The 19,465-nt window shown below is 56.6% G+C and carries 20 protein-coding genes; 15 read left to right on the forward strand and 5 right to left on the reverse strand.

Going from position 1 to position 19,465, the window contains the following annotated elements; translation table 11 throughout:
* The first annotated feature begins 78 nt into the window (after positions 1-78).
* Positions 79-1,074: an asparaginase gene (locus MWU61_RS15195; protein ID WP_247129248.1), complete on the forward strand. Its 996-nt coding sequence runs from the start codon at positions 79-81 to the stop codon at positions 1,072-1,074.
* 10 nt (positions 1,075-1,084) lie between these two features.
* The gene (locus MWU61_RS15200; protein WP_247129249.1) at positions 1,085-1,873 is read left to right on the forward strand and encodes an exodeoxyribonuclease III; all 789 of its coding nucleotides are present in this window, start codon (positions 1,085-1,087) and stop codon (positions 1,871-1,873) included.
* Here MWU61_RS15200 and MWU61_RS15205 read toward each other — a convergent pair.
* Positions 1,868-2,509: a GDSL-type esterase/lipase family protein gene (locus tag MWU61_RS15205; RefSeq protein ID WP_247129250.1), complete on the reverse strand. Its 642-nt coding sequence runs from the start codon at positions 2,507-2,509 to the stop codon at positions 1,868-1,870. The two genes, MWU61_RS15200 and MWU61_RS15205, sit on opposite strands and share 6 nt — an antisense overlap.
* A gap of 104 nt (positions 2,510-2,613) precedes the next feature.
* On the opposite strand from MWU61_RS15205, the gene MWU61_RS15210 reads away from it, so the two are divergent.
* The 4 genes from MWU61_RS15210 to MWU61_RS15225 all read left to right on the forward strand — a co-directional run bounded on the left by MWU61_RS15210 (position 2,614) and on the right by MWU61_RS15225 (position 4,763).
* Entirely contained in the window at positions 2,614-3,528 is a 915-nt protein-coding gene (locus tag MWU61_RS15210) for a co-chaperone YbbN (protein WP_247129251.1), read from the forward strand.
* A 27-nt stretch (positions 3,529-3,555) separates the two neighbouring features.
* On the forward strand, positions 3,556-4,194 hold the full coding sequence (locus MWU61_RS15215) for an LON peptidase substrate-binding domain-containing protein (RefSeq protein ID WP_247129355.1): 639 nt from the start codon (positions 3,556-3,558) through the stop codon (positions 4,192-4,194).
* The gene (locus tag MWU61_RS15220; protein ID WP_247129252.1) at positions 4,191-4,370 is read left to right on the forward strand and encodes a Trm112 family protein; all 180 of its coding nucleotides are present in this window, start codon (positions 4,191-4,193) and stop codon (positions 4,368-4,370) included. Before MWU61_RS15215 ends, MWU61_RS15220 begins: the two co-directional genes overlap by 4 nt.
* A gap of 69 nt (positions 4,371-4,439) precedes the next feature.
* Positions 4,440-4,763 (forward strand): hypothetical protein, encoded by a 324-nt coding sequence (locus MWU61_RS15225; protein ID WP_247129253.1) that lies wholly within the window; start codon positions 4,440-4,442, stop codon positions 4,761-4,763.
* Here MWU61_RS15225 and MWU61_RS15230 read toward each other — a convergent pair.
* On the reverse strand, positions 4,760-6,007 hold the full coding sequence (locus tag MWU61_RS15230) for a UbiH/UbiF/VisC/COQ6 family ubiquinone biosynthesis hydroxylase (protein ID WP_247129255.1): 1,248 nt from the start codon (positions 6,005-6,007) through the stop codon (positions 4,760-4,762). The two genes, MWU61_RS15225 and MWU61_RS15230, sit on opposite strands and share 4 nt — an antisense overlap.
* A gap of 46 nt (positions 6,008-6,053) precedes the next feature.
* On the opposite strand from MWU61_RS15230, the gene MWU61_RS15235 reads away from it, so the two are divergent.
* The 4 genes from MWU61_RS15235 to MWU61_RS15250 all read left to right on the forward strand — a co-directional run bounded on the left by MWU61_RS15235 (position 6,054) and on the right by MWU61_RS15250 (position 12,522).
* Positions 6,054-7,412 carry an amidase family protein gene (locus MWU61_RS15235; RefSeq protein ID WP_247129256.1) on the forward strand — a complete coding sequence of 453 codons (1,359 nt, stop codon included), beginning with the start codon at positions 6,054-6,056 and terminating at the stop codon, positions 7,410-7,412.
* 100 nt (positions 7,413-7,512) lie between these two features.
* The gene (locus MWU61_RS15240; RefSeq protein WP_247129257.1) at positions 7,513-8,691 is read left to right on the forward strand and encodes an aminotransferase class I/II-fold pyridoxal phosphate-dependent enzyme; all 1,179 of its coding nucleotides are present in this window, start codon (positions 7,513-7,515) and stop codon (positions 8,689-8,691) included.
* A gap of 10 nt (positions 8,692-8,701) precedes the next feature.
* Positions 8,702-11,728, forward strand: coding sequence for a DNA translocase FtsK (locus tag MWU61_RS15245; RefSeq protein WP_247129258.1), 3,027 nt, complete (start codon positions 8,702-8,704; stop codon positions 11,726-11,728).
* 179 nt (positions 11,729-11,907) lie between these two features.
* Positions 11,908-12,522, forward strand: coding sequence for an outer membrane lipoprotein carrier protein LolA (locus MWU61_RS15250; protein ID WP_247129259.1), 615 nt, complete (start codon positions 11,908-11,910; stop codon positions 12,520-12,522).
* Between the two features lie 51 nt (positions 12,523-12,573).
* Here MWU61_RS15250 and MWU61_RS15255 read toward each other — a convergent pair whose 3' ends face one another.
* A complete protein-coding gene (locus tag MWU61_RS15255; RefSeq protein WP_247129261.1) occupies positions 12,574-13,158 on the reverse strand; it encodes a lytic transglycosylase in 585 nt (194 codons plus the stop codon).
* Between the two features lie 75 nt (positions 13,159-13,233).
* The gene (locus tag MWU61_RS15260; RefSeq protein WP_247129262.1) at positions 13,234-14,115 is read right to left on the reverse strand and encodes an AEC family transporter; all 882 of its coding nucleotides are present in this window, start codon (positions 14,113-14,115) and stop codon (positions 13,234-13,236) included.
* A gap of 82 nt (positions 14,116-14,197) precedes the next feature.
* On the opposite strand from MWU61_RS15260, the gene hspQ reads away from it, so the two are divergent.
* The gene (gene hspQ / locus MWU61_RS15265) at positions 14,198-14,524 is read left to right on the forward strand and encodes a heat shock protein HspQ (RefSeq protein ID WP_247129263.1); all 327 of its coding nucleotides are present in this window, start codon (positions 14,198-14,200) and stop codon (positions 14,522-14,524) included.
* 330 nt (positions 14,525-14,854) lie between these two features.
* Positions 14,855-15,379 carry a hypothetical protein gene (locus MWU61_RS15270; RefSeq protein WP_247129264.1) on the forward strand — a complete coding sequence of 175 codons (525 nt, stop codon included), beginning with the start codon at positions 14,855-14,857 and terminating at the stop codon, positions 15,377-15,379.
* Here the strand turns inward: MWU61_RS15270 and MWU61_RS15275 are convergent, their stop codons facing one another.
* Positions 15,380-16,957, reverse strand: a complete 1,578-nt coding sequence (locus MWU61_RS15275; protein WP_247129265.1) for a gamma-glutamyltransferase family protein — start codon at positions 16,955-16,957, stop codon at positions 15,380-15,382.
* A 123-nt stretch (positions 16,958-17,080) separates the two neighbouring features.
* On the opposite strand from MWU61_RS15275, the gene MWU61_RS15280 reads away from it, so the two are divergent.
* The 3 genes from MWU61_RS15280 (at position 17,081) to MWU61_RS15290 (ending at position 19,465) form a co-directional block, all read left to right on the forward strand.
* On the forward strand, positions 17,081-18,241 hold the full coding sequence (locus MWU61_RS15280; RefSeq protein ID WP_247129266.1) for an acetyl-CoA C-acyltransferase: 1,161 nt from the start codon (positions 17,081-17,083) through the stop codon (positions 18,239-18,241).
* A gap of 100 nt (positions 18,242-18,341) precedes the next feature.
* On the forward strand, positions 18,342-18,794 hold the full coding sequence (locus tag MWU61_RS15285) for a GAF domain-containing protein (RefSeq protein WP_247129267.1): 453 nt from the start codon (positions 18,342-18,344) through the stop codon (positions 18,792-18,794).
* A gap of 101 nt (positions 18,795-18,895) precedes the next feature.
* On the forward strand, positions 18,896-19,465 hold the full coding sequence (locus tag MWU61_RS15290) for a helix-turn-helix domain-containing protein (RefSeq protein ID WP_247129268.1): 570 nt from the start codon (positions 18,896-18,898) through the stop codon (positions 19,463-19,465).

The raw sequence follows: 19,465 nt of genomic DNA on the forward strand, positions 1-19,465 counted from the left end.
CATAGGGTTAGCAAAAAACTGCCCAGTTGGGAAAGCCCTAAAGGCCAACCACCTGGCGTTGTGACATGAGGGACGCAGATGACACACCCAGTAGACCTGATCGAAATTTGGCGGGGCGACATGATTGAATGCATGCACCAAGGCCATGCAGTCGTCTGCGATGCGTCCGGTCAGATCATTGACGCATGGGGTGATCCGGAAACTGTGATCTTCCCACGGTCGTCTTGTAAGATGCTGCAGGCGTTGCCGCTGGTTGAAAGCGGGGCTGCGGACGCCTTTGGGTTGACTGAAAAACAACTGGCCTTGTCCTGCGCGTCCCATGACGGGTCCTACATTCATACAGAAGCCGTTTCTGCATGGATCAAGGACCTTGGGCTCGCGGAACCCGATTTCCGCTGTGGCCCGCAGGTGCCCGGCGATAAGGACGTGCGCGATGATCTGATCCGCGCGGGTGACCAGCCTTGCCGCATCCACAACAATTGCTCGGGCAAACATTCCGGTTTTCTGACGCTGAACAAACATCTCGGCGCAGGGACCGAGTATACGCAGATCGACCATCCCGTGCAGCAAGCCTGCAAAACAGTATTCGAAGAGGTGACACAAGAAACATCGCCCACCTACGGCATCGATGGTTGTTCCGCCCCGAATTTCGCCAGCACCCTGCACGGGTTAGCGCGGTCGATGGCGTTTTTTGCATCGGCCCACACCCGCAGCGATACACGTTCAACAGCCGCCGCCCGCCTTGCGCAGGCGATGATGGCCTATCCTGAAATGGTTGCAGGCGAGACCCGTGCATGTACCAATCTGATGCGGGCCATGGATAGCAAGGTCGCCGTGAAAACGGGTGCAGAAGGCGTGTTCATCGCGATTATTCCTGAAAAGCAGCTCGGCGTGGCGCTGAAAATCACAGACGGCGCGACCCGCGCCAGCGAAGCCGCGATTGCAGCGATCCTTGTGAAGCTCGGCGTGTTGGATGCCAGCCACCCGACCGCCAAATCCCTAATGACACCTGATATTCGCAACTGGGACGGCCTTGTGACGGGCCGGATTTCCCCTGTTTCTGCACTGATTTAAGGACTGCCCGATGCCGTTTACACTTGCCACTTGGAACATCAACTCTGTCCGCTTGCGCGAAGACATCGTGCTGCGCTTGATGCGTGAAGAAGCACCCGATGTGCTGTGCCTGCAGGAATGCAAAAGCCCGGTCGAGAAAATCCCGATGGATGGCTTTCGCGACCTTGGCTACGAACATGTCGTGGCGCGCGGGCAAAAGGGATACAACGGCGTGGCGATCCTGTCGAAAATCCCGATGGAAGAGGCGGGCGCATACGACTACGCCGATCTCGGTCATGCCCGTCATATCGCGGGCAAGCTGGAAAACGGGGTAACCATCCACAACTTCTACGTGCCTGCAGGTGGCGACAAGCCGAACCGCGAGATCAACGAAAAATTCGGTCAAAAACTGGATTATTTGCGCGATATGCAGGCCGGTTTTACTGCGGATAAACCGGAAAAATCTATTCTTGTCGGCGACTTGAACATTGCGCCACGCGAAGATGACGTGTGGGACCACAAGAAACTGTTGAAAGTGGTCAGCCACACGCCGGTAGAAGTTGAAGCCTTGGCCGCAGTGCAAGCCGCTGGCGATTGGGTCGACGTCACCCGCGCGGATGTGCCTGAAGGCAAACTGTACAGCTGGTGGTCGTATCGGTCACCTGATTGGGACACCGCTGACAAAGGCCGCCGTTTGGACCACGTTTGGGCCACCCCCGATATCGCCGGGTCCGCGTCCGGCAGTCGGGTCATCCGCGACGTGCGCGGTTGGGAAAAGCCAAGCGATCATGCGCCTGTTTTCGCGACCTTCGATCTATAGCGACGCGATCTTGGCTGCGACCAACCGTCCAAGTGTTTGATGCGCGATCTCATCAAAATGAACGCCGTCTTCGGCGCAGGTTGTGACATGCGGGCTCGCATCAAGGAATGCGATCCCAGCATGGGCGGCGAGATCTGCGTAAAGGGCTGGTAGGGCCGCTGATTTGCCTGCTGCCTGCCAAAGCTCTGCCACGAAGGCGCCGCGTTCTTGGACCACTGGCGGGGCGATCAGCAGAATTTCAAAACCACCGTGTTTGGCCTGTACGTCCGGGTCCTTTGCAATCGCAATCAGCCCCGCTACAGCGCTTGCAATACCTTGCGCTGTCAGGCCGAAGTAGGGTTTGCAGTCATTCGTCCCTAACATGATCGTCAGCAGATCAATGGGCTTGTGGCTACCAAGCGCAATCTGTAGTCCGATCTGCCCGTTCATATGCGCGCCCATAATGGGATCGCAGGCCGCCGTCGCTGTCCGCCCCGGTAGGCCTTCTTCTATCAGCCGCCACGACGATCCGAGTGCCTGGGCGGTCACGCTTGGCCAACGTTGACCGACGCCATAACGAAAATTGTCGGATGCCGCAGTCATCGGCATCGTGCCATGGGTGTTGCTATCGCCGAATGTGAGCAGTGTTTTTTGCATCTTTTTGGTCTAAGGCCAGCGCTGTCGCCAGTAAACCTTGAAATGGCCCTTGGCCTTTTGGTGCGCGTCTCCATATATAGTCCAACTGATTTGAGGAGAGCCCGATGTTAGAGCTTGGCACGACACCATCCGAACCCGCCGCCGCTGATATGATTGTAGATGGCACCGACGCGACCTTTATGCAGGACGTGATTGAAGCCTCGCAAACGGTTCCCGTGATCGTGGATTTTTGGGCCCCGTGGTGCGGACCATGCAAAACTTTAGGACCAGCGATTGAAGCGGCGGTGACTGCCGCTGGCGGTCGCGTGAAACTGGTCAAGATCGATGTTGATGCCAACCCTGGCTACGCGGGCCAGTTGCGGGTTCAATCGATCCCGACGGTGTTCGCGTTTCATCAAGGCCAACCTGTTGACGGTTTTCAAGGGGCGTTGCCGCCGTCCGAAATTCAGGCCTTTGTCGATAAGATTGCGGCGATGGGCCCCGAAGCTGACAATGGTTTGGCCGACGCGATTGAAGCTGCAGAGCAAATGCTGACGGACGGTGAAGCCGCCGATGCCGCAGAAACATTTGCCGCAATCCTGCAGGAAGACCCTGCGAATGCTGCTGCTTATGCGGGGCTTGTCCGGTCATATCTGGCGCTTGATGATGTTGATCAGGCAGAGGCCGTGTTGAATGGCGCGCCTGCCGAAATCTCAACGGATGCGTTGCTGGAAGCAGCCCATGCCCAAGTCACATTGGCGCGTGAAGCACAAAACGCTGGCCCGCTTGCTGAATTGGCGGCATCGGTTGACGCGAACCCAGACGACCACCAAGCGCGATTTGATCTGGCCGTCGCGCAGCATGCGGGCGGCGACGCCGAAACCGCCGTCGCGACGTTGCTCGAACTGTTCCGCCGTGATCGCGAATGGAATGATGGTGCGGCGCGAGCCCAATTGTTCAAGATTTTTGACGCGCTCGCGGCGAATGATCCAGTCGTTTTGAACGGGCGCCGCAAATTGTCGTCTTTGATATTTGCCTGATCAGGGAAACACCCTACCTTGTTCGTTATGAACAAACACGAATTGCCCGACACGATCCCGGTGTTTCCATTGCCCGGCGCATTATTGCTGCCGCGGTCTCGCTTGCCGCTTCATTTGTTTGAACCGCGGTATCTGGCGATGATGGATGACGTCTTGAAAACAGACCACCGGTTGATCGGGATGGTCCAGCCCTTTGATGGTCCGGGAAAGCCGGATCAGCTGCACAAAATCGGCTGCGCGGGGCGGCTGACTGCGTTCTCTGAAACCGAAGATGGCCGCTATATGGTGACGTTGTCGGGCATGTCGCGGTTCCGCATTATCGAGGAAACAGAAGGATTTGCGCCCTACCGCAAGTGCAAAGTCGACTGGGGCGGTTTTGGTCGTGATCTAGGTCCGACCGAAATGGATGACGACTTTGACCGGTCTGCATTCCTGAAAACTTTGGGACGCTTTTTTGAAGACCAAGGTCTGAATACGGATTGGGAATCGCTGTCCGAGGCCGAAGACGAATTGTTGATCAATTCACTGTCGATGTTGTGTCCGTTTGAACCCGAAGATAAGCAGGCATTGCTTGAAGCACCGTCATTGACGACGCGCCGCGAAACACTGGTCACACTGATTGAATTCGCGCTACGGGGCGGATCAGCAGAGGAAATAATGCAATGAACGCCGACACTTTTGACCCGAAAATGCTTGAAGCGCTGGTTTGTCCCGAAACCCGCAATGCGTTGAAATACGACGCCGAAAAGCAGGAACTGGTGTCCGAAAATGCGGGCCTCGCGTTCCCGATCCGTGGTGGCATTCCCGTCATGCTTGTCGATGAGGCGCGTGTGCTCGGCTAAATTGCCGAAGTTTACTTTATATTTTGAATTTTACGGTCTCCTGAGCGAAGTTGCTAAAGGGGATTCTGAATGAGAAATATGCATCCGGCTGACGAATTGGCCATGATCCGAACTGATATTCGTCGGCTGCGTGAACGCGAAGATTATCTGCGGAAGGGGTTTTTGTCGTTGCGGCTGCCGACCCACGGCGTCGACGCTGTCGCGACGGTTAAAATCGTGAAAAACCGCCGGTTATGTCAGCATAAACTGCCCGCACATCTGCTGGATGATCCTGATCTTTGGGAAACGCAGGTTATCCGTCACGTGCATATCGACGAAGTGGGCCATCCGGCTGCGCAAATCCCGATGTGGGCCAATCAAGCGGCCAACTGCGATCTGATCGAACCGATCTAACGCTTCATGAGGTCGGGAAGGTCACCAGTCAGGCCTGCCGCTTCGCGCATAAATGATCGGCGCAAGTTCGGCGCCTTGTTGACCAGACCCATCCCCAGATCGCGCGCTGCACGCAGGAGGGGGTTATCGTTGGAAAACAGACGGTTGAATGCATCTGTCGCAACCGCAAGCGTCGCCGTATCAAACCGACGCCATTGTTGGTAGCGCGACAGCGTTTGTGCGCCACCAATGTCCTCACCACGCGCGCGGGCTTCTTTCAGCACCTGTGCTAGGGCTGCAACGTCGCGCAATCCTGCATTCAGGCCTTGGCCCGCAATCGGGTGTACACCGTGTGCCGCATCACCAACCAGCGCAACACGGTCTGCGATAAAACTGTCGGCAAGCGATAGGCCAAGCGGATAGGTGAACCTTTGTCCGACCAATGAAATCTCGCCAAGGAAACTGCCAAATGCTGGCCGTAGCGCATCCAAGAAACCCGCGTCATCAAGTCCTGCGATCATGTTCGCGCGACTGGTTTCTTCTGACCACACAATAGATGATCGGTTTTCGGTCAGTGGCAGAATTGCGAGCGGCCCATTGGGCATAAAGAATTGGTGCGCGATGCCGCTGTGCGGTTTTTCATGGGCGACTGCGCAAACAATCGCAGTTTGGTCATACCCCCACGCGGTCCGCCCGATACCAGAACGTTCAGCAGTGCCGCTACGGCGACCATCGGAACCGATCAGGACCTTGCCGGACATCGTGCTGCCGGATGCTAGCGTCACCTCTACCTCGTTCGGTTTAACTGTTTGACTTACAACGGTTTCGCCCGACACTTGCGTAATCAAAGGCTGCGCGGCCATGGCATCCAAGAACGCCCGCCGCAGGTGCCGATCTTCGACGAGATACCCCATCGGCCCTTCTTCGATTTCAGCATGGTCAAAGTGCATCATCCAAGGCGACGGGCCTTCGCCCGCGCGGCCATCGGTCACTTTAATCTCGAGCATGGGTTGCGCATGATCAGCGACCTGTTCCCAGACGCCAATCTGCCGCAACAGTCGCATCGACGTCAGCGCCAGCGCATAGGATCGCCCGTCAAAGTCACGGTCTTTGCGCGTATCTTCAGGCAGGGCGTCAATAATCGTGACCGAAAACCCTGCTTTCGCTGCTGCCAATGCCAAGGCCGGACCGTTCAGACCGCCACCTACGATAATCAAATCATTGCTCATGGGCCTAGATATGGGGGTCTGCACGGGATTGTCCATGCGCCGCGTCGCCGCTACCTTCGACGTGAATAAATAGGAGACCGCGATGCAAGACTGGCTATGGATGACCGCCGCTGATTTGGGGCGCGGGGTTGCGGATGGGACGATTGACCCCGTTGCGTTGACCGAAACCTATCTGACAGCCATCGACGGACATCCGTTGCGCGACCGCATTTACGCGCGGGTCAGCCACGATCGGGCACGGGCAGAGGCAAAAGCCGCAGCAGCACGTGCCGCCAGCGGGCTGCGCAGATCGCCATTCGATGGTGTGCCTGTGTCGTGGAAAGATCTATTCGACACAGCAGGCTTAGGAACTGAAGCAGGGACCAACCTGATGGCAGGCAGGGTCCCTGATGCCGACGCAGACGTTTTGCAAAACGCCACTGCCGCTGGCCTTGTTTGCCTCGGCAAGACCCACATGTCTGAAATCGCATTTTCGGGGTTGGGCCTGAACCCCATGACCGCAACACCGCCCTGCAAAAACGATGCAGAGGCGGTGCCGGGCGGGTCGTCCAGTGGCGCCGCCGCATCGGTCGCATTTGGGCTGGCAGCGGCTGGCATTGGGTCAGATACGGGCGGGTCGGTGCGCATCCCGTCGGCATGGAACGATTTGGTCGGGCTGAAAACAAGCCACGGATTGCTAAGCCTCAAGGGCGTCGTGCCGCTTTGCCAGACTTTTGATACGGTCGGGCCGCTGTGCCGGTCTGTCGAAGACGCGAACCTTCTGTTTGGCCTGCTCGGCGGTACCAAGCCCGCCGATCTTGGCGCGGCATCTTTGGCGGGCTTGAATGTCGCGATCTTGGATACCATCGCAATGGACGGTGTGCGTGACGCACCGCTACAGGCTTTCGAAAACGCTGTCGCGGTGCTGGAAGCACAGGGTGTAAACGTCACCCACGCAAGTTTCCCGCAATTGGCACAAGCCTTTGATGTCGCTGGAAACCTGTACGCGGGTGACAGTTACGGTTGGTGGCGGGACAAAGTTGAAGCCGCGCCAGAAAAGATGTTCCCGCAAATCCTTGAACGTGTACGCGGCGGGCAGCACGTTTCTGCGGCTGATTACGTCAGCGGATGGAATTTGCTACGACAGGTGCGCGACGCCTTCACGGCCGCGTTCGCGGGGTTCGACGCCGTGATCATGCCAACGGCCCCGATTTTGCCGCCCAACGCAGATCGGCTTTTGACCGACGACGCCTACTACAAAACCGAAAACCTGCTGGCATTGCGCAATACTCGCATCGCGAACTTGTTAGACCTCACGTCTTTGACCCTGCCCACAGGGACACCGTCCTGCGGGATCATGTTCAACACACCAAAACACGCCGAAGCGCGTCTATTGCGGATCGGCGTTGCGGCAGAGGCGGCATTACGCGCAGGACAGGACACAAAAGACACAATCGCCTAACGGCTTGCCACAATCTGCCCACGCTATTCTGGACAGACGCCTAAACCAGCGGCTACGTTGGACAAAAGCGGGGCGAAATGATCCCGTACATGAGGCAGTTATGGTATACCCTGAGCGGTTTTCTTCCCTTCCGGAAGCGACATGGCCCCGTTTGCGTGGGCTACTCGATCATCGGACACCCGGTGGCGAGGTCATTAATATGACCATCGGCGAACCACAGCACGCGTTCCCTGATTTCGTTGGGCCACTGTTGGCAAAGCACATGGGCGATTTCCGTAAGTATCCGAATAATAACGGAACTGTGGCCCTGCTGGACGCGATCACACTGTGGTTGGACAAGCGGTACAATGTATCTGTGACGCCAGACAATATCCTAAACCTGAACGGCACCCGTGAAGGATTGTTCAACGCGGCAATCGCCCTTGGGCCGGAGACGAAGAATGGCAAACAGCCTGTCGTTTTGTCGCCGAACCCGTTTTATCCGGCCTATTCCGCTGCTGCGAATGCGATTGGGGCTGAAGCGATTTTTGTGCCTGCGACGGATGAAACCGGGCATTTGCCGGATTACACAGCCATGCCAGAGGACGTGCTGGAACGCACAACGCTTGCCTACATTTGCTCGCCAGCAAACCCGCAGGGCGCAGTAGCTGACGAAGCGTATTGGACAAAACTGATCGCCTTGGCGGAAAAGTACGACTTCAAAATCTTCGCCGACGAATGTTATTCCGAAATCTACCGCGACACGCCGCCTGTTGGTGCGTTGGAAATGGCGCAGCGCTTGGGATGCGACCCTGACCGCGTGATGATCTTCCATTCGCTGTCGAAACGGTCGAACCTTGCTGGTCTGCGGTCCGGTTTCTGCGCTGGTGGTCTTGAGAGCATTCGCCGTGTGCGCCAATTGCGCGCCTACGCGGGCACGCCGTCGCCGGAACCGTTGCAAGCCGTGGCAGCTGCGGCATGGCTGGACGAAAACCACGTGATCGAAAACCGCGCCCTTTACCAACAAAAATACAAAGCCGCCGACCAGATCATGGGCGATGTGCCGGGCTATAAATCACCCGACGCCGGTTTTTTCCTGTGGTTGCCCGTTGAGAACGGCGAAGCCGCAGCTGTGAAGCTGTGGGAAGAAACAGGTGTGCGCACGTTGCCGGGGGCCTATTTGGCCCGCGATTTCAACGGCGTGAACCCAGCAGACAAATTTTTACGGGTCGCTATGGTGGCCCCAACACAAGAAATGCAGCGCGGTCTGACGATCCTCCGCGACTGTCTCTACGACTGAGGGAATAACGATGGCATCTTATCAGGCACGCAAGCGCGATCCACTTTTGGACAGCAACACACAGGCGGTGATCGAAAAACGCAGCAAGGAATTGCTGGGTTTTGCGTTGATCGGCGTGGGTTTGTTGTTCGCGGCGATGATCTACAGCTTTTCGCCAAACGATCCGTCGTGGATTTCCGCAACTGACGCACCTGTGCAGAACTGGTTGGGTCAATCCGGCGCGTCCGCCGCTGCAACCTTGATGATGATCGTGGGCAAAGGCGCTTGGATGATCCCGCTCGCGTTGGTCGCGTGGGGCCTGCGTTTTGCGCTGCACTACGGCCACGAACGCGCGATGAGCCGTGCGATCTTCGCGCCCATCGCTGTTGTCGTTGCGTCCCTTTATGCCGCGACATTGGTGCCAAGCGTGAACTGGCCACCGAACTTTGGCCTTGGTGGCCTGTTCGGTGACACTGTTCTTGGCGTGACGCTGCAAATCCTGATCCCTCTGGGTGCGCCGTTTGCGTTGAAATTGCTGTCACTTATTTTGGCGGTCTGCATGATTGTGGTGACGCTGTTCACCTTGGGTTTCACCAAAGAAGAAATTCGCACAGGCATCCGCTTTATGTTCTTGGGAGTAGTAATGGCCTACGCGCTATTGCTACGCGTGCTTGGCAGAGGTGCCGCCGCCTCTGCCAATGCCGCAAATGGTTTGGGCCAAACGATTGCTGCAAAGCGCGAACAATCCCGTTTGAACCGTGAAGCAGCAGCGCTAGCCGCAGCCGAAGAAGCCGAAGCCGCTGCCTTGATCCCCGATCCGATTATGCCGGTTCCAGCCGCTGAAATGAAGAAACGTTCGACAGCCGTTGTGCGCGCAAACCCAGCGATGCCTGTGGAAACACCGCGTAAAATGCCGCCGATGCCGGGGTCTCAGGTCGAAGAACCTGCTGTTGCGGCGCCTGTCGAAGAACCTGTTCTCACGGCACCAGCACGCGAACCTGCCCCGCAATCGACTGGTTTCTTAGCTGGTTTGCTCAAGCGCAACGCGCCCGAACCCGTAGTTGAAGAAGCACCTGCAGCGCCTGAAGATCGTGTATCGGCACGGATCGCTGACGCTGTTCGGTCTCGCAAAGGTCCATCACCTGTCACCGATTTAGGTGCACGGATTGAACCATCACTGACCAAAGGGCGCGGTCCACAGCCGATGATTTTGGACACCACACCACGTGGTCTGCCGCCATTGCCGGAAGACGTGCCAATGGTCGAAGCGGGCTTTATGGACGCGCCTGTCGATGATCCTGTGATCGAAGAGATCGCAGAAATCGAAGCGCCGATGGAAGTCGCGACACCCGTGCGTCCAGTTTTGCAGCGTAATTTTGCACCCGTGCAAGAACCTGTCGCTGAACCAGAAGTCCAGCGCGTGGAAATTCCAGAGCAGGCCCCGAAGAAGGTCGTGCAGCATCCGCTGAAACGCGAAACGCTGCCGTCCAAGCAAGCCTTGCGCGAAAGCCAGCCTGCGTTGCCGCTGGAAGAAAACAAATACGCTGACTTTGAAATGCCGCCGCTGAACCTGCTGCGCGGGCCAGAGACGATTGAACGCTATGTTCTGTCCGACGAAGCACTGGAAGAAAACGCGCGGATGCTGGAAAGCGTTCTCGACGACTACGGCGTCAAAGGCGAAATCGTATCTGTACGTCCGGGTCCCGTTGTCACGATGTACGAACTCGAACCGGCCCCCGGTTTGAAAGCATCGCGCGTGATCGGCCTTGCCGACGATATCGCACGGTCCATGTCCGCGCTGTCCGCACGTGTGTCCACAGTGCCGGGCCGGTCTGTGATCGGGATCGAATTGCCGAACGAGAAACGCGAAATGGTCGTGCTGCGCGAAATGCTGTCTGCACGTGACTTTGGCGATAGCAGCATGAAGCTGCCGCTTGCGCTGGGTAAAGACATCGGTGGTGAACCGATCATCGCGAACCTTGCGAAGATGCCTCACCTTCTGATCGCGGGTACAACCGGTTCCGGTAAATCCGTGGCGATCAACACGATGATCCTATCGCTGCTGTATAAGCTGTCGCCAGAAGATTGCCGGATGATCATGATCGACCCGAAAATGCTCGAACTGTCCGTTTACGACGGCATCCCGCATCTGTTGTCCCCCGTTGTGACTGACCCGAAAAAAGCGGTTGTTGCTCTGAAATGGGTCGTGGGCGAGATGGAAGAACGCTACCGCAAAATGTCCAAAATGGGCGTGCGGAACATCGACGGCTATAACGGGCGTGTACGCGAAGCACTTGGTAAGGACGAGATGTTCAGCCGTACCGTGCAAACTGGTTTCGACGATGAAACCGGCGATCCGGTATTTGAGACAGAAGAATTCAAGCCAGAGGTGCTGCCATACATCGTCGTCGTTGTGGACGAGATGGCCGACCTGATGATGGTTGCCGGTAAAGAAATCGAAGCCTGCATTCAGCGTCTGGCGCAGATGGCGCGTGCATCGGGTATCCACCTGATCATGGCGACGCAGCGTCCGTCCGTTGACGTCATCACCGGTACGATCAAGGCCAACTTCCCAACGCGGATTTCATTCCAAGTGACGTCGAAAATCGACAGCCGCACCATCCTTGGTGAAATGGGCGCTGAACAACTGCTGGGCATGGGTGACATGCTTTATATGGCGGGCGGCGGTAAGATTAGCCGTATCCACGGACCATTCTGTTCGGACGAAGAAGTCGAAGAAATCGTGAACCACCTGAAAGGCTTCGGTCCACCAGAATATATGTCCGGTGTTGTTGAAGGCCCAGAAGACGGGAAAAGCAGCGATATCGATCTGGTGCTTGGCCTTGGCGACGGGTCCGATACGGAAAACGCGTTGTACGACACGGCTGTGGCCATCGTCATCAAGGACCGGAAATGCTCAACCTCCTACATCCAGCGAAAGCTCGCGATTGGGTACAACAAAGCAGCGCGGCTCGTGGAACAGATGGAAGACGAAGGCGTCGTTTCATCAGCAAACCACGTCGGCAAACGCGAAATTTTGGTGCCTGAACAGCACTAGGATCGCCTTGTGAGCGACAGTTGAAATAGGGGCGGGGCGCGTAAAGCGTCTCGCCTTTCCTTATTTTAAAGGGTGATAACCCGTGACGGCGGCATGTTATCGCTTATCATGTGGCACAACGGCCATGTTGGGCTTATGTCCTTGGGTGAAACATTGCCCGGTAACTGATAGGTAGCTTTATGAAACGACGTGATTTTCTGTCCATTGGTGTTGCAGCACTTGCGACCCCCGCCTTAGTGACCTCTGCCTCTGCGCAGCAATTGTCATTGGGTGAAGTGTCCGGATATCTGAACCGTCTTGTGACTGCTCAGGGTGGTTTTACCCAGATCAATGGCGACGGAACGCTGTCCACGGGCCAGATTTTTATCAAACGGCCGGGTCGTATCCGGTTCGAATACAACGCGCCGGACAATTCTTTGATGATTGCTGGCGGTGGTCAGGTGGCGATCTTTGATCCGCGGTCTAACACGGCACCGGATCGGTATCCGCTGAACCAGACTCCGCTCAGCATTATTCTGGAACAGAACGTTGATCTTGGTCGCCGCCGCATGGTGACGGGCCATACGTCCGACGGCACATCCACGACCGTGACCGCGCAAGACCCCGATCATCCGGAATACGGCAACATCCAACTGGTGTTTACGGCGAACCCTGTTGAGCTGCGTCAGTGGGTTGTGACCGATGATACCGGTGGTCAGACGACAGTGATCCTGAACGACGTGGTGCCGGGTGCGGGTATCGCTGAATCAAAGTTCAACATTGTCAGCGAAATGCGCCGTCGCGGTTTTGAATAAAACCCGCGCATAGAGCAAAAAAGCCCGCGTCACTGACGCGGGCTTTTTTGTTTAAATCTTGCCGCAGGATCGCAGCTGGGCCTCATAGGTCGTGGCGCGTCGTGCCACTTCGCCCGCGATCCGGATCAGCCACGGTTTGCGCCGCCATGTACCGCGCAGATATCCTGACCGCCCATCGTGGTAGGCCAGATACTGATTGCGCGTGTCACCCAATGGCACGCCAGTTTCGCGGACCGTCGCGGTCATATACCAGCCCATAAAATCGGTCGCATCACGGATGCTTTCACGGTCAGCGCCGCGCCCGCCTTCTTGGTCTTGGTATTCTTCCCACGTGCCATCAAGCGCTTGGGAATAACCAAGTGCGGATGACTGCCGTCCAATCGGGATCACACCCAAAGCATATTGATGCGGCGGACGGTTGTTCGAAATAAACTTACTCTCTTGGTAGATCATCGCCATGATCGTCGGAACAGGCACACCCCATTTGCGTTGGGTTGCCTTGAATGCCCGCAGGTATTCGGGTCGTTCGTTCACAATGGCACATGCATTATCAAGATCACGCGGGGCCGTGCCGTATCCAGAGGAACAGCTGCCTAGCAGAACTAAAAGTACCATTGCGCGGAAGAAACTGCTCATCGCCTCACGCCTATCATTTGTTTTTTTCCAGCCTAGCCCAATGCGGCTTGGCTGTGAACGGTGAATTCGCCGCAGTTAGATCACAAATGCAAGGATGAGCGGTAAACTGATCACAGAAAGCACCGTTGATGCGACGACCAATCCCGCGACAGGCTGGGCATCGGCCCCGTATTTTTCGGCCAGCATGTAGGATGTAACCGCAACGGGGGTAGAGACCTGCACAATCAGCACCGCTGCCGCCACGGGGGACAGCCCAAACCACGTCGCAGCCCACCATGCAGCACCTGCACAAACGCCGACCTTCACGACGGACAAGATCACGGCCTGCGTCATCGCCTTTGTCTCTAACCGCGCAACGGCAACCCCAAGTGTAATCAGCATGATCGGAATCGCCATTTGGCCAATCAGTTCTAGTGCATTCGTTAGGAATTCAGGGGTCTGCCAGCCGTTCCACAGGAACAACGCGCCAAGTAACGTGGCGGCAACCAGCGGTTCTTTGACAACCTTGGTTAACGACCCGCCGCCAGACACCAACCAAATGCCAACCGTGAACGACAGGATCGCCATGACGGCGAAAACAACCACCGCGTAACCCAATCCGACCTCGCCAAAAGCGAGCAAAGCAAGCGGTAGACCAAGGTTGCCGGTGTTCCCGAATATCAACGGGGCAAGGAAGGTCTGCATGTCCAGCTTGCAAACTTTCACGACGACCGAAAAGGCAATAGCAACAAGGGTGTAGGCAACAAGGCTGGCCAATGTCAGCGTGGCCAATGCCTCTGGGTCGATCTCGGTTTTCATCAACGCCACAAAGATCAAACAAGGCACCGAAAGCGTCATCGCAAGGCGGGTTACAAACTCTACGCGGTATTCAAACCCCATCTTGACCCATGCAAAGCCAACAGCGGCAAGAAGAAAGACTGGGGCAGTGATGTTCAGGACTGTCAGTGCAAGGTTCACAGACTGTTTCCTTTTTTTGAAGGTGTTTACCGTGGACTTTGGCAGGCTTCCGCGGCTAGTAAAAGGGTAGGGGACTATTGTTATGTTTAAGACGCGTGCAAAATATCATTTGGGACAAGTTGTCCGTCATCGCAAACATCCGTTTCGCGGTGTTGTTTTTGATGTCGATGCAATGTTTTCAAACACCGACGCTTGGTACGAAGCGATCCCAGAAGACAGCCGTCCGGAAAAAGGGCAGCCGTTCTACCACCTTTTGGCTGAGAACGACCAAAGCTACTACGTGGCTTATGTGTCCGAACAAAACCTTGTCGCAGACTACTCTGGCCAGCCGGTAGAACACCCTGATCTCGACGACCTGTTCGGTCCCTTCGAAGATGGGCACTACCCGCTTCAGGTGCAAATGAACTAAGCCATAGGCTTGGATGCGACGCATCGCGGTACGTGATCCCAATTATCTTAAGATGATCATTTCAAAGACTATTTGATCAATGTTTGGGCTGTTGTTCAGGCATTTCTGTTTCGACGGCAAGTTTCGAAACGAATACCAATACTGATGGGTAGGTTGCGGAAAGAATTCTCGACACAATCGTAACGATAGCGTTAGCATAAGGTTAAGATCAGCGCTTTGCTCGCTCCTGATCGCTCAATAGCTGCCTAACGAGAGAGATTTGTTTTGGAGATTTTCGAAACGTACTTAGATATTTTGCGCGCCACCCATCTATTCTGCTTCGCAATGGGAATGGGCACGGCGCTTTATTTTGACTACCGGTCTTTCCAGTCGCTTTCCGATCCAATCGGTAAAGTTGACATCGAAGACCTCGAACGCATCCACGTTTGGATCACCGCCGCATTTGTCGGGCTTTGGATCACTGGGATTACATTGATCTACATCCGAACCGGTTTCCAGCTTGAAGCATTTTCGCCAAAGCTCTGGACGAAGATATCCATCATGGTCCTGATGACCCTGAATTCGTTCATGGTCGGGGCGTTCATCCGGCCGATGATGCGTAACAACATGATGCGCCCGATGATTTCATTGCCGCCGATGCAATTTGCGGTCGCGACCCAAGTTGCGGTCGTGTCATTGTTCTGCTGGTCGTCAGGTCTGTTGCTGGGGTCCAGTGCCGCGCTCAAAACCGCCCCATGGGACGTGTTGTTGGTCATTTTCCCGATCTGGTTTGCCGTGCTGACCATCGGTGGCCATTTGACCATCGTGTTCGTGCGCCGGCGTGCCCTTGGGCACTTCGCGGCACCCGCCGAATAATCAATACCCTAAGGCGATCCCATCTTTTCTGGGGTCGCTTGCCCCTTCCAATACACCACTGTCATGGATCGCAATGGCCTGTGATCCGCCCATCGGACCTGATGGCGTGACGACAACGTGGCCCATATCGGTCAATTCCTGCCTGACCGCATCGTCATAGGTGCTTTCCATCCGCAATTCGCCAGCTTCCGCAAAACAACGCGGCGCGTCCATCGCGGCCTGCATATCCATCCCGTAGTCGCGCATGTTGCTAATGAAACGCGCATGACCCGTTGGCTGATAGGCCCCGCCCATGACGCCAAACGGCATGTACGGTTTGCCATTGCGACACAGCAACCCCGGAATGATCGTATGCATCGGACGTTTGCCGCCCATTGCTTCGTTCGGATGCCCTTCGTCCAATGTGAACCCCGCACCGCGGTTCTGGAACAAGATCCCGAACTTGTCGGACGCAAGCCCCGACCCAAACCCGTGGAAAATCGAATAAATCAACGACACGGACATCCGGTCCTTATCGACGACGGTGATGTAAACGGTATCTTTGTGGACGGCTTCGGTACCGGGCAATGACGCGGGCAGGGCACGCTTGGGATCAATCAGCGAGGCCAGCTTGGCGGCTGTATCCGGCGACAACATATGCGCCAATCGCGCGGTGTGATCCGGATCGGCAATCACGCGGTTGCGGGTGTCATAGGCCAGTTTTGTGGCTTCCGCTTCGATATGGGCCCGCAGCGCACCCAGCGGTTCCATCGCTTTCAGATCGAAATGCTTGAGGATGTTCAGGATCAGGATCGCAGTCGCACCTTGGCCGTTCGGCGGATGCTCATACAGATCAAGCCCGCCATAGCCGCCGCCAATCGGATCAGTGTAATCGCTTGAAACAGCGGCGAAATCGTCCAGCGTATGCGTGCCACCCAAAGCGTTCAGCGACGCGACCATGTCTTCGGCCACTTCGCCTTCGTAAAACCCTTCGCGAGCGTCCATCGCGATACGGCGCAACACCTCTGCTTGCTGCGGTGATCGGAACATTTGTCCAGCGACAGGTGCTTTATCATCAATCAGATACTGGTCACGCGCGACGCCTTGCAGATCGCCTTGCAACAGGTTCCAGTCAAAGGCCACGCGCGGCGCGACAGGCACACCAGCCTCCGCATAATGAATCGCAGGGGCGAGCGATGCCTTCAGGCCGATCTTGCCAAAATCCCGCGATAACGTGCAAAACGCATCAATCGCACCGGGTACGGTGACGGCTTCTGGCCCACGCAATGGCACGGTCGAATGCCCCTGATCACGCAGTTTCGCGGCGTCCAGTCCAGCAGGCGCACGACCCGACCCGTTTAGCGCAATCACGCGGTCTTCACCCGGTGGGGTCAACAATACGAAACAATCGCCACCGATCCCCGTCATCTGCGGTTCGCAAATCCCGAGTAGAACAGCGCCAGCAATCGCCGCATCAACGGCGTTTCCGCCCGCCTCTAGAATCTGCACAGCAACCTTCGCGGCCAGCGGATGCGACGTGGCGCACATACCGTTGCTTGCAAAAACGGCCGACCGGCCCGGTGTCGAAAAATCGCGCATCATATTCCCCCGAGGTTTGCACGCGACCTTACGAAAATGCAGCCGCATCGCAATCGAAAACCGGACCTTTTGCTTCACAGATTTCCGGTCTAGCCTGCGCGCAATTGGTCAGGGAGGACTAAAATGGAAAACGTGGTCATCACAGGGGCGGCACGTACCGCCATGGGCGGATTTCAAGGGGATTTCGCAGATGTCGACGCAGCCACATTGGGTGGTGCGGCGATCAGGGCGGCGGTTGCGCAGTCCGGCGCGGTCATTGACGAAGTCTTGATGGGCTGCGTGCTACCGGCTGGACAAGGGCAAGCGCCTGCACGTCAGGCGGCGTATAAGGGCGGTTTGACAGATAACGTGCCCGCGACGACGCTGAACAAAATGTGCGGGTCCGGCATGAAAGCGGCGATGATGGCCTTTGATCAAATCGCGCTTGGCGGGGCCGATCACGTCGTTGCAGGGGGCATGGAAAGCATGACCAACGCGCCGTATTTGCTTCCGAAAATGCGGGCAGGGGCGCGGATCGGCCACCAAGGCGTGATCGACAGCATGTTCCTCGATGGTCTCGAAGACGCCTACGATAAAGGACGCCTGATGGGCACATTCGCCGAGGATTGCGCCGATAAATTCAAATTCTCGCGGGCCGACCAGGATGATTACGCCCTGCAATCGCTCGCCAACGCAATCAAAGCGCAGCAAAGCGGGGCCTTCGCGGACGAAATCACACCTGTCACGTTTGAAACGCGGCGCGGCAGTGTGACGATTGGCGAAGACGAACAACCAGCCAAAGCGCGGCCCGAAAAGATCCCGACATTAAAGCCTGCATTCCGTAAAGACGGCAGTGTCACAGCAGCCAACGCATCGTCCATTTCGGACGGCGCTGCTGCCCTCGTGCTGTCCGTGCAAAGCAAAGCTGCGGGTCCGGTGCGTGCCATCATCAAAGGCCACGCCAGCCACGGCCAAGCCCCCGGTTGGTTCACGACCGCCCCTATTCCCGCCGCGCAAAAACTGATGCACCGGATCGGTTGGACGACAGCCGACGTCGATCTGTGGGAAGTTAACGAAGCCTTCGCCGTGGTGCCCATGGCCTTCATGCATGACCTCGGTATTCCGCGCGACAAAATCAACGTAAACGGCGGTGCCTGCGCATTGGGGCACCCGATTGGGGCGTCTGGGGCAAGGATCATCGTCACGCTTTTGAACGCGCTTGAAAAACGGAACCTCAAACGCGGGATCGCTGCGATTTGCATCGGTGGCGGCGAAGGCACAGCAATCGCAATCGAACGTCCCTAACTTCTTTTGGTCAAAAATATCTCGGGGAGGTCTGGAGGGGCTGGCCCCTCCAGTGTAGCGGCGCGGAACGCGTCGCATATCCATTCAAACAGGCAGCACCATGCAAGCAGACTACGACACTCTTTCCAAAACCATCGCATCCTTGACCGAAGGCGAAACCGACACCGTGGCCCTAATGGCAACGATTGCCTGCGAATTGCATCACAGCGACGACCGTTTCGACTGGACCGGATTTTACCGCGTCACAGCGCCCGAAATGCTCAAAATCGGACCGTATCAAGGCGGGCACGGTTGTTTGCAGATCCCGTTTTCACGGGGCGTTTGTGGGGCTGCGGCGCGGACAGGTGAAACCCAATTGGTCGACGATGTTGACGCCTTTCCAGGGCACATCGCCTGCGCGTCGTCTACGCGATCAGAGGTCGTTCTTCCCGTTAAAAACAAGGCGGGCGAAGTGATCGCGGTGCTGGACATCGATAGCAATCAACCGGCGGCTTTCACGACTGCTGATGCGTCCGCGTTACAAGCGATATTAGACGCTACTTTCGCGCGCTAAACAGAGAAATTTCACCAAGACTACCACTTGGTGAAATTTTGCTTTCAAATTTCACGGACCTGTGTCACGTTGCTGAAAATGAAACCAGCGATGCGATTCCGATGAAGCACGACATCCCCCCTGATGCCCAAACACTTGGTGCCGACCTGCGTGCATTGCGCAAGGCGCGCGGGATGACTTTGATCGCTTTGGCCGACGCGCTCGGCAAATCGGTTGGCTGGCTCAGTCAGGTCGAACGCGACCTGTCTGAACCGACCGTTGCCGATCTGCGTGCAATGGCAAAGGTGCTGGACGTTTCGGTCTCCAGCCTATTCCGCACAGCATCCGCCCCCGGCGAAGAAGGCCTGATCGTCCGCGCCGACGCCCGCCGCCCCATCGGATCGCGCGTCGCGGGATCTACGGAACAATTGCTGTCACCCGATCTGACCGATGATTTCGAAATGATCCATTCGGTCTTTGAACCCCATGCTGCCCTTGTTGAACCTGCCTCACGGCCCACCCAAGAGGTCGGTTATATCGTGTCGGGCCGGTTCGATTTGTGGCTCGACGGCACGCTCTTTCACCTGACTGCTGGCGATAGTTTTCGCATTCGCGGTCATCAGTACCGCTGGGCAAACCCGCATGACGAACCTTGTGTCGTCATCTGGGTCATCGCTCCGCCAATCTATTAA

It is taken from the genome of Loktanella sp. F6476L, assembly GCF_023015725.1.
In the GTDB taxonomy this organism is placed as follows: Bacteria; Pseudomonadota; Alphaproteobacteria; order Rhodobacterales; family Rhodobacteraceae; genus Yoonia.